At 66.0% G+C, this 12,657-nt stretch carries 15 protein-coding genes; 9 read left to right on the forward strand and 6 right to left on the reverse strand.

The annotated features are described in order from the left end of the window. Positions 1–53 precede the first annotated feature (53 nt). The 6 genes from AC3A6J_RS11085 to dnaB all read left to right on the forward strand — a co-directional run bounded on the left by AC3A6J_RS11085 (position 54) and on the right by dnaB (position 3,718). Positions 54–542: a hypothetical protein gene (locus tag AC3A6J_RS11085; protein WP_487859974.1), complete on the forward strand. Its 489-nt coding sequence runs from the start codon at positions 54–56 to the stop codon at positions 540–542. A gap of 125 nt (positions 543–667) precedes the next feature. Beyond that, positions 668–1,045 (forward strand): 30S ribosomal protein S6, encoded by a 378-nt coding sequence (gene rpsF / locus AC3A6J_RS11090; RefSeq protein ID WP_487859975.1) that lies wholly within the window; start codon positions 668–670, stop codon positions 1,043–1,045. Positions 1,046–1,049: 4 nt separating this feature from the next. After that, a complete protein-coding gene (gene priB, locus AC3A6J_RS11095) occupies positions 1,050–1,367 on the forward strand; it encodes a primosomal replication protein N (RefSeq protein WP_487859976.1) in 318 nt (105 codons plus the stop codon). Positions 1,368–1,388: 21 nt separating this feature from the next. Next, positions 1,389–1,670, forward strand: a complete 282-nt coding sequence (gene rpsR, locus AC3A6J_RS11100) for a 30S ribosomal protein S18 (protein ID WP_007830781.1) — start codon at positions 1,389–1,391, stop codon at positions 1,668–1,670. A gap of 12 nt (positions 1,671–1,682) precedes the next feature. Continuing rightward, positions 1,683–2,135 carry a 50S ribosomal protein L9 gene (gene rplI / locus AC3A6J_RS11105; RefSeq protein WP_487859977.1) on the forward strand — a complete coding sequence of 151 codons (453 nt, stop codon included), beginning with the start codon at positions 1,683–1,685 and terminating at the stop codon, positions 2,133–2,135. A 173-nt stretch (positions 2,136–2,308) separates the two neighbouring features. Next, the gene (dnaB, locus tag AC3A6J_RS11110; RefSeq protein ID WP_487859978.1) at positions 2,309–3,718 is read left to right on the forward strand and encodes a replicative DNA helicase; all 1,410 of its coding nucleotides are present in this window, start codon (positions 2,309–2,311) and stop codon (positions 3,716–3,718) included. A gap of 21 nt (positions 3,719–3,739) precedes the next feature. On the opposite strand, the gene AC3A6J_RS11115 is transcribed toward dnaB, so the two are convergent. From AC3A6J_RS11115 to AC3A6J_RS11140, 6 genes are all read right to left on the reverse strand, one after another. Beyond that, entirely contained in the window at positions 3,740–4,453 is a 714-nt protein-coding gene (locus tag AC3A6J_RS11115; protein WP_487859979.1) for a helix-turn-helix transcriptional regulator, read from the reverse strand. A 31-nt stretch (positions 4,454–4,484) separates the two neighbouring features. Continuing rightward, on the reverse strand, positions 4,485–4,937 hold the full coding sequence (locus tag AC3A6J_RS11120) for a GyrI-like domain-containing protein (protein WP_487859980.1): 453 nt from the start codon (positions 4,935–4,937) through the stop codon (positions 4,485–4,487). A 3-nt stretch (positions 4,938–4,940) separates the two neighbouring features. Next, positions 4,941–5,312, reverse strand: coding sequence for a VOC family protein (locus AC3A6J_RS11125; protein ID WP_487859981.1), 372 nt, complete (start codon positions 5,310–5,312; stop codon positions 4,941–4,943). Positions 5,313–5,476: 164 nt separating this feature from the next. Next, complete coding sequence (locus tag AC3A6J_RS11130; protein ID WP_487859982.1) at positions 5,477–7,279, reverse strand: PhoH family protein; 1,803 nt, start codon at positions 7,277–7,279, stop codon at positions 5,477–5,479. 221 nt (positions 7,280–7,500) lie between these two features. After that, positions 7,501–7,977, reverse strand: coding sequence for a peroxiredoxin (locus tag AC3A6J_RS11135; protein WP_487859983.1), 477 nt, complete (start codon positions 7,975–7,977; stop codon positions 7,501–7,503). Positions 7,978–8,106: 129 nt separating this feature from the next. Then, positions 8,107–8,490: an Mth938-like domain-containing protein gene (locus tag AC3A6J_RS11140; protein ID WP_487859984.1), complete on the reverse strand. Its 384-nt coding sequence runs from the start codon at positions 8,488–8,490 to the stop codon at positions 8,107–8,109. Positions 8,491–8,589: 99 nt separating this feature from the next. Between AC3A6J_RS11140 and AC3A6J_RS11145 the strand changes: the two genes are divergently transcribed. The 3 genes from AC3A6J_RS11145 (at position 8,590) to thrC (ending at position 12,653) form a co-directional block, all read left to right on the forward strand. Beyond that, the gene (locus AC3A6J_RS11145) at positions 8,590–9,819 is read left to right on the forward strand and encodes a pyridoxal phosphate-dependent aminotransferase (RefSeq protein ID WP_487859985.1); all 1,230 of its coding nucleotides are present in this window, start codon (positions 8,590–8,592) and stop codon (positions 9,817–9,819) included. Positions 9,820–9,918: 99 nt separating this feature from the next. After that, the gene (locus AC3A6J_RS11150) at positions 9,919–11,241 is read left to right on the forward strand and encodes a homoserine dehydrogenase (RefSeq protein ID WP_487859986.1); all 1,323 of its coding nucleotides are present in this window, start codon (positions 9,919–9,921) and stop codon (positions 11,239–11,241) included. Continuing rightward, the gene (thrC, locus tag AC3A6J_RS11155) at positions 11,238–12,653 is read left to right on the forward strand and encodes a threonine synthase (protein ID WP_487859987.1); all 1,416 of its coding nucleotides are present in this window, start codon (positions 11,238–11,240) and stop codon (positions 12,651–12,653) included. Before AC3A6J_RS11150 ends, thrC begins: the two co-directional genes overlap by 4 nt. Positions 12,654–12,657 lie beyond the last annotated feature (4 nt).

Here is a 12,657-nt window from a genome sequence, read left to right on the forward strand (position 1 = left end):
ATTTGGTGACAAACTTGAAGGAGAACGGGCGTATCCCGGATGGGGAAGACCACATGATTCTTGTCAAGACTCCGGCTGGCCAGCAGGCCTTCAAGGACCGATCGGTGGCGCTGTCGCCGCGCCAGCGCTCGGCCTTCATCCTGTTCGACGGCAAGCGCTCGATCGAGGAGGTGCTGGCCGGCGGCATGGGCATTGCGCGCGAAGACGTCGACCAGATGGTCCTGCTCGGTTTGCTCGAGGCGCCCGGCGGCCATGGCGAAAGCAGCAGTGCGCCGCTGGCCGAGGCGGCGGCATCTGCTGCAGCGGCTGCTGTCCCCGCTCCGGGTCCGGCAGCGCCGGGCCGCAGCAGGCAGCAGCGCTACAAGGACGCCTACCCGATCGCCACCCAGCTCACCGGCAGCCTCGGGCTCAGGGGTTTCCGGCTCAACCTCCAGGTCGAGGGCACCACGAGCTACGAGGACCTGCTCGCGCTGGCGCCCAAGATCCGCGCCGCAGTCGGGCCTGACAAGGCCGCTGCGCTCGACCAGGCCCTCAACGACTGATCCAGCCGCGTCGACTTGCCGTAGTGCTCGCTACAGGGCTATAATCGCCGGCTTTGCCTTGCCACACTGCGCCCGACGCTGCAGGTGGCTTTTTCTCTTCCCCGGAAGAACCCACAAGGAGTGCCATGCGTCACTATGAAATCATTTTGCTGATCCACCCGGATCAGAGCGAACAAGTTCCGGCCATGCTGGAGCGTTACAAGGGCCTGATCACGGCCGGCGGCGGCAAGGTCCACCGCGTTGAAGACTGGGGCCGCCGTCAGCTGGCCTACCAGATCAACAAGCTCAACAAGGCGCACTACCTGTGCGTCAACATCGAAGCTGAACAAACCGTGATGGGCGAGCTCGAGCATGCGTTCAAGTTCAACGACGCCGTGCTGCGCCACCTGACCGTCCAGAAGAAGAAGGCCGACACCGGTCCTTCGTCGATGATGAAGACGGTCGAGCGCGAAGAAGCCCGCAAGGCTCAGCAGGCCGAATACGCCGCCAACAACAACAGCTGATGGCGTGACCGCTGCCGCTGCTGCGGCGACCGGGCTCAACCAGCTGCTGCTGACCGCCTCTGTCGCCGAACTCGGAGCCTTGCGATACACGCCCGCCGGCCTTCCCGCCATCGACCTGAAGCTCGAGCACGAATCGACGCTCCAGGAGGCAGGAAAAGCCAGGCAGGTGAAAACGGCCCTCAAGGCCGTGGCCTTCGGCGCTGTCGCCGAACGGCTCGCAAGTCAGTCGATGGGGAGCCTCTGGCGTTTTCAGGGCTTTCTCGCGACACCGGGCAACGGCAAGTATCCGGTCCTGCACATCCAGGATTTTCAGCAAAATTAATTTTCGAAAAGAGGTCCCGAAATGGCCACGTTCAAGAAATTCAACAAAGACAAGCGCCCGAAGCGCAACACCCAGTCGCTGCTGTTCAAGCGCAAGCGCTTCTGCCGCTTCACGGTCGCTGGCGTCGAAGAGATCGACTACAAGGACATCGACACGCTGCGTGACTTCATCAGCGAAAACGGCAAGATCATTCCCGCCCGCCTGACCGGCACGCGCGCGATCTACCAGCGCCAGCTCAACACCGCGATCAAGCGCGCACGCTTCCTCGCGATGGTGCCGTACAGCGACCAGCACCGCGTCTAAGGAGCCCGCACCATGCAAATCATTCTTCTGGACAAGGTCCTGAACGTCGGCGGTCTCGGCGACATCGTCAAGGTCAAGGACGGCTACGCCCGCAACTTCCTGATCCCGACGGGCCGCGCCCGCCGCGCTACCGCTGCCAACAAGGCCGAATTCGAAGCCAAGCGCGTCGAACTCGAAAAGGCTGCGGCTGCCAAGCTGGCCGAGTCGCAAGCCCAGGGCGAGAAGCTCGGCGGCACGACCGTCAAGCTGACCCAAAAGGCCGGTGTCGACGGCCGCCTGTTCGGCTCGGTCACCAACGGCGACATCGCCGAAGAGCTCGGCAAGCAAGGCTACAAGGTCGCGAAGTCGCAAGTGCGCCTGCCCAACGGCCCGATCAAGACGGTCGGCGACACCACGGTGAGCGTTTCGCTGCACACCGACGTGGTGGTCGACATCAACGTCACGGTCTACGGCGAAACCGCCTGATCGTTTCCGCGGCGCCTGGTGCGCTGCCCGCAAAAGCCGCCCTCGGGCGGCTTTTGTATTTCTGCGCACCGGTTTTCCAGTTCGGTGCACCGAAAGATCACCGTTTATTCACAACCTTGTCCACACACGCGATCGCGTGCGCGGCTTAGCATGCAGGGTTGCAAGGGAAGTCCATGTCCGCCGTTTTCTCCTATGCCGACAATGACCCGTCGGCCGACCGCCAAGTTGCCAAGCTCCGGATTCCGCCTCATTCGATCGAGGCCGAGTCGAGCGTGCTCGGCGGCCTGCTGCTCGACAACGGGGCCTGGGACCGCATGGGCGACCTGCTGGTGGACGGCGATTTCTATCGCCACGAGCACAAGTTGATCTACGCCGCCATCGGCGGCCTGATCAACGCGAGCAAGCCGGCCGACGTCATCACCGTCTACGAGCAGCTGCAGGGCCTCGGCAAGGCCGAGGAGATCGGCGGGCTGGTCTACCTGAACTCGCTCGCGCAGTACGTGCCGAGCGCGAGCAACATCCGCCGCTATGCGGAGATCGTGCGCGAGCGCTCGATCCTGCGCAAGCTGGTGTCGGCGAGCGACGAGATCGCGACCAATGCGTTCAACACGCAGGGCAAGTCGGTCGACAAGATCCTCGACGAGGCCGAGCAGAAGATCTTCAACATCGGCGAAGAAGGCACGCGGATGAAGCAGGGCTTCCAGAGCATGGATGCCCTGGTGGTCGAACTGCTCGACCGCGTGACCGAGATGGCCGAGAACCCGAACGACATCACGGGCGTGCGCACCGGCTTCTACGAGTTCGACAAGATGACCTCGGGCCTGCAGCCGGGCGACATGATCGTGCTGGCCGCACGGCCCTCGATGGGCAAGACCTCGCTGGCCATCAACATTGCAGAGCATGTCGCGCTCAACGAAGGCCTGCCGGTGGCGGTCTTCTCGATGGAAATGGGCGCTTCGCAGCTCGCGGTGCGTATCGTGGGCTCGATCGGGCGCATCGACCAGGGCCACCTGCGCACCGGCAAGCTCAGCGACGAGGAATGGCCGCGCCTGACCGAGGCGATCGAGAAGCTGCGCAACGTGTCGCTGCACATCGACGAGACGCCGGGCCTCACGACCAGTGAGCTGCGCGCCAACGCGCGCCGCCTGGCACGCCAGTACGGGCGGCTCGGCCTGATCGTGGTCGACTACCTCCAGCTCATGAGCGTGTCGAGCAGCATGAGCGACGAGAACCGCGCCACCGCCGTGGGCGAAATCTCGCGCGGCCTCAAGATGCTCGCCAAGGAGCTCAAGTGCCCGGTGATTGCGCTGTCGCAGTTGAGCCGTGGAGTCGAGAGCCGCACCGACAAGCGCCCGATGATGAGCGACCTGCGCGAATCCGGCGCCATCGAGCAGGACGCGGACATCATCATGTTCATCTACCGCGACGACTACTACGACAAGAACAGCAAGGAGCCGGGCGTTGCCGAGGTGATCATCAGCAAGCACCGCAACGGCCCCACCGGCACCGTCAAGCTCGCGTTCCTCAAGCCGCTCACCAAATTCGAGAACCTCGCGAGCTACGGCGGCAGCGACGACTACTGACGATGGGTTGCCGGGCGGGCATCAGGCCTGCAGCGGCGGCCGGTTCTCCTCGGCGTGCCGTGCCTTGAGCTGGCGCAGCATGTCGGCCAGCGTCTTGCCCGGCTCGTCGCGGAAGCGCTCGGGCAGCGCGTCGAGGCCGTCCATGCGGTCGAGGCGGAAAGCGCGGAAGTCGGCACGCAGCTCGCACCAGGTCGAGAGCGTCCAGACCTTCCCCCAATAGAAACAACCGAGCGGGCGCACCGTGCGTTCGCTCGCATCGCCCGACACGTCGCGGTAGCGCAGGTGCAGCTTCTGCCGCGCCGCCACCGCCTCGCGCAGCACCTGCAGCCGGGCGCGCATTGCATCGTCCAGCCCCATCCCGGGCGCGTAGAGCGCGAGTGCTTCTGCGCCGACCCGCGCGGCCGGCGGCAGCACCGAGAGGATCTTGCCGAGCCCGGTTTCGATGTTGCGCGCCAGCGCCGGATCGACCCAGCTCTGCGCGACGCGCGCCGCTGCCACGAGCGCCGAGGCTTCCTCCTGCGTGAACATCAGCGGCGGCAGTTCGAAGCCCGCGCCCAGCCGGTAGCCCACACCCGCTTCGCCCTCGATCGGTACGCCCTGGTGCTGCAGGTCGGCCACGTCGCGGTAGACGGTGCGCTCCGACACCTCGAGGCGTTGGGCCAGGAACGCGGCCGTGGTGAGCCGGCGGCCGCGGATGAGCTGGACGAGCTGGAACAGGCGGTCGGCGCGGCGCATCGATGTCAGTCGGCAAAAGGGCAGGGCAGGGTCATGCAACCCCGATGTGAATGGCCACCGCATCCGGCCCGTCGTAGGCCTCGAAATCACTGCGGTAGCGGCGCACGATCTCCGGGTGCGCCTCGAAATAGTCCCAGACGCGCTGCCACGCATCGATCACCAGCCGCGGCATCTCGCCGCGCGCAGTGAAGACGAGGTAGTCGCCGGCCTCGATGGCCACGCTGCTGCCCACGCCCTCGGCCACCGACACGCCTGCGGTCACGTCGAACGCGCCGTGGGCATCCGATTCGTAGCCCGAGTAGACGCCGAACAGGCGCTTGTCGGCATTGCGGTGCGGTGTCGAGGCATAGATCTCCTGGTCGAAGAACCGAGTCCAGAGCGCCGCGAGGCGGCCGCTCGACGGGTCGCTTTCGTCGCCGTTCGTGGTGCGGACCGTGAGGCCCGCCACATGGAACGCCGCTTGGGGTTGACGGACAGGTTCCATGCTTCAGGCGAGTGCGTGCAGCCCGACCTCGTTGCCTTCGGTGTCGCGCAGGTGGGCGATGAAGCCGAGGCCCTTGGGCAGTTCGGTCTTGGGCACGGTCACTTCGCCGCCCGCCGCTGCGATGCGCCCGAGCACGGTGTCGATGCTCGGGTTGCAGTCGAGATAGATCCGGATGCCGCTGCCCGGTGCGGCGCTGCCGCTGGTGCTGGGTTGCAGGCAACCGCCGGTCGCAGGCTCGTCGTGGGGAAACATGGCCAGCGCCTCGGCACCGAACGTCTCACGGCGCAATGCGCGGCCGAGCACGGTTTCGTAGAAGCGCTGGGCCCGGTCCAGGTCGGCGACCGGGATCTCGAACCAGGTGATGGCGTTTTGCATGAAAGACTCTCTTTCGTTTCTGTGGAAGGGAGCCGATGGTGCGGCGCGGCTCCTGACAGCGTCTTGTCAGGAGCCTGTCTGCGGCCGCCATCTTCCACAAATGAAAAGGCCCGCAATGCGCAGGGCGCATTGCGGGCCGATCGGCTGCCGAAGGCCTGGCGTCGTCAGAGCACCTCGCTCGCGAAGTCGGCCAGCCGGGAGCGTTCGCCGCGCGCCAGCGTGATGTGGCCGCTGTGGGGCCAGCCCTTGAACTTGTCGACCGCGAAGGTCAGTCCGGAGGAGCCCTCGGTCAGGTAGGGCGTGTCGATTTGCGCCAGGTTGCCCATGCAGACGATCTTGGTGCCCGGGCCTGCGCGCGTCACCAGGGTCTTCATCTGCTTGGGCGTGAGGTTCTGCGCCTCGTCGATGATCACGTACTTGTTGAGGAAGGTGCGCCCGCGCATGAAGTTCATGCTCTTGATCTTGATGCGGCTGCGGATCAGCTCGTTGGTGGCGGCGCGGCCCCATTCCCCGGCGTTGCCGCCGTCGCCCTTGGCGAGGAATTCGAGGTTGTCGTCGAGCGCACCCATCCAGGGGCCCATCTTCTCTTCCTCGGTGCCGGGCAGGAAGCCGATGTCCTCGCCCACGCTCACCGTGGCGCGGGTCATGATGATCTCGGTGTAGCGGCGGTCGTCGAGCACCTGCGTGAGGCCCGAGGCCAGCGCCATCAGCGTCTTGCCCGTGCCGGCGGTGCCCGTAAGCGTGACGAAGTCGATCTCGGGGTCCATCAGCAGGTTCATCGCGAAGTTCTGCTCGCGGTTGCGGGTGTTCACGCCCCAGACCGCGTTCTTGCCCGAGCTGTAGTCCTTGAGCGTCTTGAACACCGCCGTCTTGTCGCGGATCTCGGTCACGCGCGCGTACATGCTCGGTTCGCCCGGCGCCTCGAAATACACGAACTGGTTGATGTACAGGTTCGGCACCAGCGGGCCGCTCACGCGGTAGAAGGTGTTGCTGCCGCTCTGCCAGCTCTCGACGGTCTTGCTCTGGCGGGTCCAGAAATCGGGCGGCAGCGCGAGCGAGCCCGAATAGAGAAGGTCGCCGTCTTCGAGCGTCTTGTCGTTCTGGTAGTCGTCGGCGGCCAGGCCCAGCGCGCGCGCCTTGACGCGCATGTTGATGTCCTTCGACACCAGCACCACTTCGCGCTTCGCGCGGCCGGGCTGTTCCTTCGCGTATTCGTCGCGCAGTGCGTGCACCACGCCGAGGATCTGGTTGTCGGCCTTGCCCTGCGGCAGGCTGATCGGCAAAGCGTAGTCGAGCGGGGCGGTCTGGAAGAACAGGCGGCCGCCGGCCTCGCGATGACCGGTGGTGTCGAGCTTCAGGCCCTTGTCGATGTCGGCGTCCTGCGCGGCGGCCAGTGCGTCGAGCGTGCGGCTGGTCTGGCGGCCGTTGCGTGCGACCTCGGTGGTGCCCTTCTTGTGGCCATCGAGTTCCTCCAGCACGATCATCGGCAGGAAGATATCGTGCTCCTCGAAGCGGAACAGGCACATCGGGTCGTGCAGCAGCACGTTGGTGTCGAGCACGAAGAGCTTGGCGGGGCCGGTGGATCTGGCGCGCTTCGGGCGGGCCGGCGCCTGCGGGGCCGGCGCGACAGGGGCGGGGGGCGCTGCCTGGACGCGCGTCTCGACCTGCACAGCGGCGGGCTGCTGGGGCTGCGGCGGTGCGCTCACGTGCGACGGCGCCGCCCGCGACTTGGTGGCCGCACGGCGTGGCGGGCGCGAGTTTGTGCTGTTGCTGTTGCCGCCGCCCGGCGTCTCGCTGGCGGGGCTGTCGAACAACTCGAGGGGCTGGGGCAGGTTCGGTGCCGCGGCCTCGTCATCGCGTTGATCGCCGGCGCGGCGCGAGCCCCTGTGCGTGGAGCGGGCGGGTGCGTCGACCGCATCCGGCGAGAGCAGTGCGGCGCGTTTCGTAGGGGCGGGAGGCAATGGCATGAGTCAGGTCGCTCGCAGGAAAGTGGAAACCGGAAAACGAAAAAGCCGCCTGAGGGCCAGGCGGCTTCGTTCGGAGGATGCGGTCGTGGAGCTCAACGGCATGAGGCCATTATGCACACCGCAGGTGACGCGTTCTGCGCTCTTTGCACAAGCCGTTGGGCATTCCCCACGGCATGATGCAAAAGCGCACAGTCGGCGCAAGCTGTAACTCGGTCGGCTTTTCAGGCGGCTTTCTTCAGCGCCTTGACGGCCTTGAGCACGTCATCGACGTGGCCCGGCACCTTGAGGCCGCGCCATTCGGCCTTGAGAATGCCATCGGCGCCGATCAGGAAGGTGCTGCGCTCGATGCCCTTGACCTTCTTGCCGTACATGATCTTGTTCTTGACCACGCCGAACATGTGGCACATCTTTTCTTCGGTGTCGGCGATGAGCTCGAAGGGGAGCTCGAGCTTGGCCTTGAATTCGTCGTGCGACTTCATGTTGTCGCGCGACACGCCGAACACCGTGGCGCCGGCTTTCTCGAAGTCCTTGAAGCGGTCACGGAACTGCATGGCTTCGGTCGTGCAACCCGGGGTGTTATCTTTCGGGTAAAAATACATGACCAGCACTTGGCCGAGATGCGAGGTATTCGAGACTTTCAAGCCGCCCGTGGCGTTGGCGTCGAATTCAGGAATGGGTTTGTTGACAACGATCGCCATGAAACTTGTTTTCTCCGTTGGTTGCCATGGCTCGGCGCGTAGACGCGCGCCCGGACATGGCGTATTGGTCGTTGCTAACTGAGGGCAGCAGGCCTGTTCGCAACCCGGTATTTTACCTCGAAATGGCCCTCAGCTGCCGGTTGCAGGCTCGACCAGAAGGGCCGCCACCACGTGGCGCCCCTCGCCGGCCAGGATGTTGTAGGTGCGGCAGGCGGCGGGCGTGTCCATGGTTTCCACGCCGGTTCGCCGGGCCATCAGCGGCTGGAGCCAGGCGGGCTGCGGGAAGCGGATGCGGGATCCGCTGCCGAAAATGATCAACTCGGCGCCGAGCGCCGCGAGCTGCGCGAAGTGCTCGGGGCCGATTTCGTCGAAGCGGGTGCAGTTCCACTCGAAACGCTCCCCGTGGGAGCCGACGACGACGCTGCCCTCGACCTTTTCGTTGTTGATCGCGACCCAGCCGGGGCCGTGAGCGGTCAGGGCCTGGGCGTCGGATTTGTCGGGCTGGAGCTTCATCGGTGCACTGGGAACTGTGGTCAAATTATAGGTTTTCCCAGTGACACGGGGCCTCCAAGGGCCTTTTGACATCGAGTAACCCGCGCCCGGGAGGGCCCTTTGAAGCAGTTCAGGAAATCGGCCAAACTGGCCAATGTGCTCTACGACATTCGCGGCCCCATCATGGATGCGGCCAAGCAGATGGAGGAAGAGGGCCAGAAGATCATCAAGCTCAACATCGGCAACCTCGCCGTGTTCGGCTTCGACGCGCCGGAAGAAGTCCAGCAGGACATGATCCGCAACCTTCCGGCATCCGCGGGCTATTCGGACAGCAAGGGCATCTTCGCGGCGCGCAAGGCCGTGATGCACGAGACCCAGAAGCAGGGCATCGCCGGCGTCGCGCTCGACGACATCTACCTGGGCAACGGGGCGAGCGAGCTGATCGCGATGTCCACCAACGCGCTGCTCAACGACGGCGACGAGATGCTGCTGCCCGCGCCCGACTATCCGCTCTGGACCGCCGCCTCGAGCCTGTCGGGCGGCACGCCGGTGCACTATCTCTGCGACGAGGCCAACGGCTGGATGCCCGACCTCGATGACATCCGCGCCAAGATCACGCCCCGCACCAAGGGGATCGTGGTGATCAACCCGAACAACCCGACCGGCGCCCTTTACTCCGACGACCTGCTCAAGCGCATCGTGGCGATCGCGCGCGAACACGACCTCGTGATCTTCGCCGACGAGGTGTACGACAAGGTGCTCTACGACGGCGTGAAGCACACCGCGATCGCGAGCCTGTCGACCGACGTGCTCACGCTCACCTTCAACTCGCTGTCCAAGAGCTATCGCTCCTGCGGCTACCGCGCGGGGTGGCTCGTGGTGTCGGGCGACAAGAAGCGCGCGCGCGACTACATCGAGGGCCTCAACATGCTCTCGAACATGCGGCTGTGCGCCAACGTGCCGGGGCAATGGGCGATCCAGACCGCGCTGGGCGGCTACCAGAGCATCAACGACCTCGTCGGCGAGGGCGGCCGTCTGCGGCGCCAGCGCGACCTGGCCTACGAGCTCATCACCGCGATCCCGGGCGTGAGCTGCGTCAAGCCGAGCGCCGCGCTCTACATGTTTCCGAAGCTCGATCCCGCGGTCTACCCGATCGAGGACGACCGGCAGTTCTTCCTCGAGCTGCTGAAGGAAACCCGGGTGATGCTGGTGCAGGGGACGGGCTTCAACTGGGCGACGCCCGACCATTTCCGTATCGTGTTCCTGCCGCATGAAGACGACCTGCGCGAGGCCATCAACCGCATCGCCATGTTCCTGGAGACCTACCGCCTGCGCAGCAAGAGCGCGTGAGGCCTTCGCCGACCGCTGCTGCTGCGCCGCTGACGAGGCCGCCGCGCGGCGGCGGGCCCTGTTGTCCATTTCTACGAAACCATTGAACCCGAATCTCCCATGAAACCCATCCAGGTAGGCCTGCTCGGCGCAGGAACGGTCGGCAGCGGCACCTTCAAGGTGCTGCTGCGCAACCAGGAAGAAATCAAGCGCCGTGCCGGCAGAGGCATCGAGATCACCATGGTCGCCGACCTCGACCAGGCGCGCGCACGCGAGGTGGCGGGCGCGGGCGTTCAGGTGGTGGCCGACGCGCGCGCCGTCATCGCCAACCCCGACATCGACATCGTGATCGAGCTGATCGGCGGCTACGGCATCGCCAAGCAGCTGGTGCTCGAGGCCATCGCGGCCGGCAAGCACGTGGTCACGGCCAACAAGGCGCTGCTCGCGGTGCACGGCACCGAGATCTTCGCGGCCGCCCATGCCAAGGGCGTGATGGTGGCCTTCGAGGCTGCGGTGGCCGGCGGCATCCCGATCATCAAGGCGCTGCGCGAAGGCCTCACCGCCAACAGCATCCAGTGGATCGCCGGCATCATCAACGGCACCACCAACTTCATCCTCTCCGAGATGCGCGACAAGGGGCTCGACTTCGCGACCGTGCTCAAGGAGGCGCAGCGCCTCGGCTATGCCGAGGCCGACCCCACCTTCGACATCGAGGGCGTCGACGCCGCGCACAAGGCCACCCTCATGAGCGCGATCGCGTTCGGCATCCCGGTGCAGTTCGACAAGGCGCACATCGAGGGCATCACCAAGCTCGCGGCGCAGGACATCAAGTACGCCGAGCAGCTCGGCTACCGCATCAAGCTGCTCGGCATCACCAAGCGCACGGCCCAAGGCGTCGAACTGCGCGTGCATCCGGCGCTCGTGCCGTCGAAGCGGCTGCTCGCCAACGTCGAGGGCGCGATGAACGCGGTGGTGGTGCACGGCGATGCCGTCGGCACCACGCTCTACTACGGCAAGGGCGCAGGCAGCGAGCCGACCGCGAGCGCGGTGATCGCCGACCTGGTCGACATCACCCGGTTGCACACGGCCGACGCGGCCCACCGCGTGCCGCACCTCGCCTTCCATCCCGATGCGATGAGCGACCTGCAGGTGCTGCCGATGGCCGAGGTCGTCACCAGCTACTACCTGCGCCTGCGCGTGGCCGACGAGGCCGGCGTGCTGGCCAAGGTGACGGGCCTGCTCGCCAATGCCGGCATCAGCATCGACGCGGTGCTGCAGCGCGAAGCCGACGAAGTGGGCGGCGAAGGCTCGAACCAGACCGACCTCATCATCCTCACGCACGATGCGCGCGAAGGCACGATGGACGATGCGCTCGCGCATTTGCAGGCGCTGCCCACGGTGCTGCAGCCGATCGTGCGCATCCGCAAGGAAGAGTTGAAGTGAACTACCTGAGCACCCGCGGCCATCCCGACCGCAAGCGCTTCTGCGAGATTTTGCTCGAGGGCCTCGCGCCGGACGGCGGGCTCTACCTGCCCGCGCACTATCCGCAGGTCGACGCGGCCACGCTCGCGAAGTGGCGCAGCCTGCCGTACGCCGAACTCGCCTTCGAGATCCTCTCGCTCTACATCGACGACATTCCGCCGGCGGACCTGAAGGCGCTCTGCGCCAAGACCTACACCGCGGAGGTCTTCGGCTCCGACGAGATCGTGCCGCTGCGCGAGCTCGAAGACGGCGTCTACCTCGAAGCCCTGTCGAACGGCCCCACGCTGGCCTTCAAGGACATGGCGATGCAGCTGCTCGGCAACCTGTTCGAGTACGAACTGGCCCGCCGCGACGCCGAGCTCAACATCCTCGGCGCCACCAGCGGCGACACCGGCAGCGCGGCCGAGTACGCGATGCGCGGAAAGAAGGGCGTGCGCGTCTTCATGACCTCGCCCGACGGTCGCATGAGCCCGTTCCAGCAGGCGCAGATGTTCAGCCTGCAGGACGCGAACATTCACAACATCGCCATCACCGGCGTGTTCGACGACTGCCAGGACATCGTCAAGGCGGTGTCGAGCGACCTGGCCTTCAAGCGCAAGTACCGCATCGGCACGGTCAACTCGATCAACTGGGCGCGGCTGCTCGCACAGGTGGTCTACTATTTCGCGGGCTACTTCCAAGCCACGGCATCGAACGACAAGCTCGTGAGCTTCGCGGTGCCCTCGGGCAACTTCGGCAACGTCTGCGCGGGCCACGTGGCGCGCATGATGGGCCTGCCGATCCACACGCTGGTGGTGGCCACCAACGAGAACGACGTGCTCGACGAGTTCTTCCGCACCGGCGTTTACCGCGTGCGCGCGGGGGTCGACACGCACGAGACCTCCAGCCCGTCGATGGACATCAGCAAGGCCAGCAACTTCGAGCGCTTCGTGTTCGACCTGGTCGGGCGCGATGCCGGCAGGCTGCGCGCGCTGTTCGTCGACCAGCTGGGCCGCGAGGCGAAGTTCGACCTCGGCGCCGATCCGGTCTTCGCGCAGGCCGCCGAGCGCTTCGGCTTCCGCAGCGGCCGCAGCACGCATGCAGACCGGCTCGCGACGATCCGCGACACCGAGAAGCGCTTCGCCACGCTGATCGATCCGCACACCGCCGACGGCCTCAAGACCGCGCGCGAGCACCTCACGCCGGGCGTGCCGATGGTGGTGCTCGAGACCGCGCTGCCGATCAAGTTCGCCGCCACGCTGGTGGAAGCGCTCGGGCAGGAGCCCCCGCGACCGGCCAGGTTCGAGGGCATCGAGTCGCTGCCCAAGCGAGTCGTCAGGCTTGCGGCCGATGCGGAGGCCGTGAAGGCCTACATCGCCGAGAACTGCGATTGAACGG

This window comes from Variovorax sp. Soil_C_39 (genome assembly GCF_057656815.1).

What these genes read in the sequence shown, in the direction of transcription:
- AC3A6J_RS11085 (WP_487859974.1), top strand. Translation starts at nt 54, where the DNA reads ATGATTCTTGTCAAGACTCCGGCTGGCCAGCAGGCCTTCAAGGACCGA.
- rpsF (WP_487859975.1), top strand. Translation starts at nt 668, where the DNA reads ATGCGTCACTATGAAATCATTTTGCTGATCCACCCGGATCAGAGCGAA.
- rpsR (WP_007830781.1), top strand. Translation starts at nt 1,389, where the DNA reads ATGGCCACGTTCAAGAAATTCAACAAAGACAAGCGCCCGAAGCGCAAC.
- rplI (WP_487859977.1), top strand. Translation starts at nt 1,683, where the DNA reads ATGCAAATCATTCTTCTGGACAAGGTCCTGAACGTCGGCGGTCTCGGC.
- dnaB (WP_487859978.1), top strand. Translation starts at nt 2,309, where the DNA reads ATGTCCGCCGTTTTCTCCTATGCCGACAATGACCCGTCGGCCGACCGC.
- AC3A6J_RS11115 (WP_487859979.1), bottom strand. Translation starts at nt 4,453, where the DNA reads ATGCGCCGCGCCGACCGCCTGTTCCAGCTCGTCCAGCTCATCCGCGGC.
- AC3A6J_RS11120 (WP_487859980.1), bottom strand. Translation starts at nt 4,937, where the DNA reads ATGGAACCTGTCCGTCAACCCCAAGCGGCGTTCCATGTGGCGGGCCTC.
- AC3A6J_RS11125 (WP_487859981.1), bottom strand. Translation starts at nt 5,312, where the DNA reads ATGCAAAACGCCATCACCTGGTTCGAGATCCCGGTCGCCGACCTGGAC.
- AC3A6J_RS11130 (WP_487859982.1), bottom strand. Translation starts at nt 7,279, where the DNA reads ATGCCATTGCCTCCCGCCCCTACGAAACGCGCCGCACTGCTCTCGCCG.
- AC3A6J_RS11135 (WP_487859983.1), bottom strand. Translation starts at nt 7,977, where the DNA reads ATGGCGATCGTTGTCAACAAACCCATTCCTGAATTCGACGCCAACGCC.
- AC3A6J_RS11140 (WP_487859984.1), bottom strand. Translation starts at nt 8,490, where the DNA reads ATGAAGCTCCAGCCCGACAAATCCGACGCCCAGGCCCTGACCGCTCAC.
- AC3A6J_RS11150 (WP_487859986.1), top strand. Translation starts at nt 9,919, where the DNA reads ATGAAACCCATCCAGGTAGGCCTGCTCGGCGCAGGAACGGTCGGCAGC.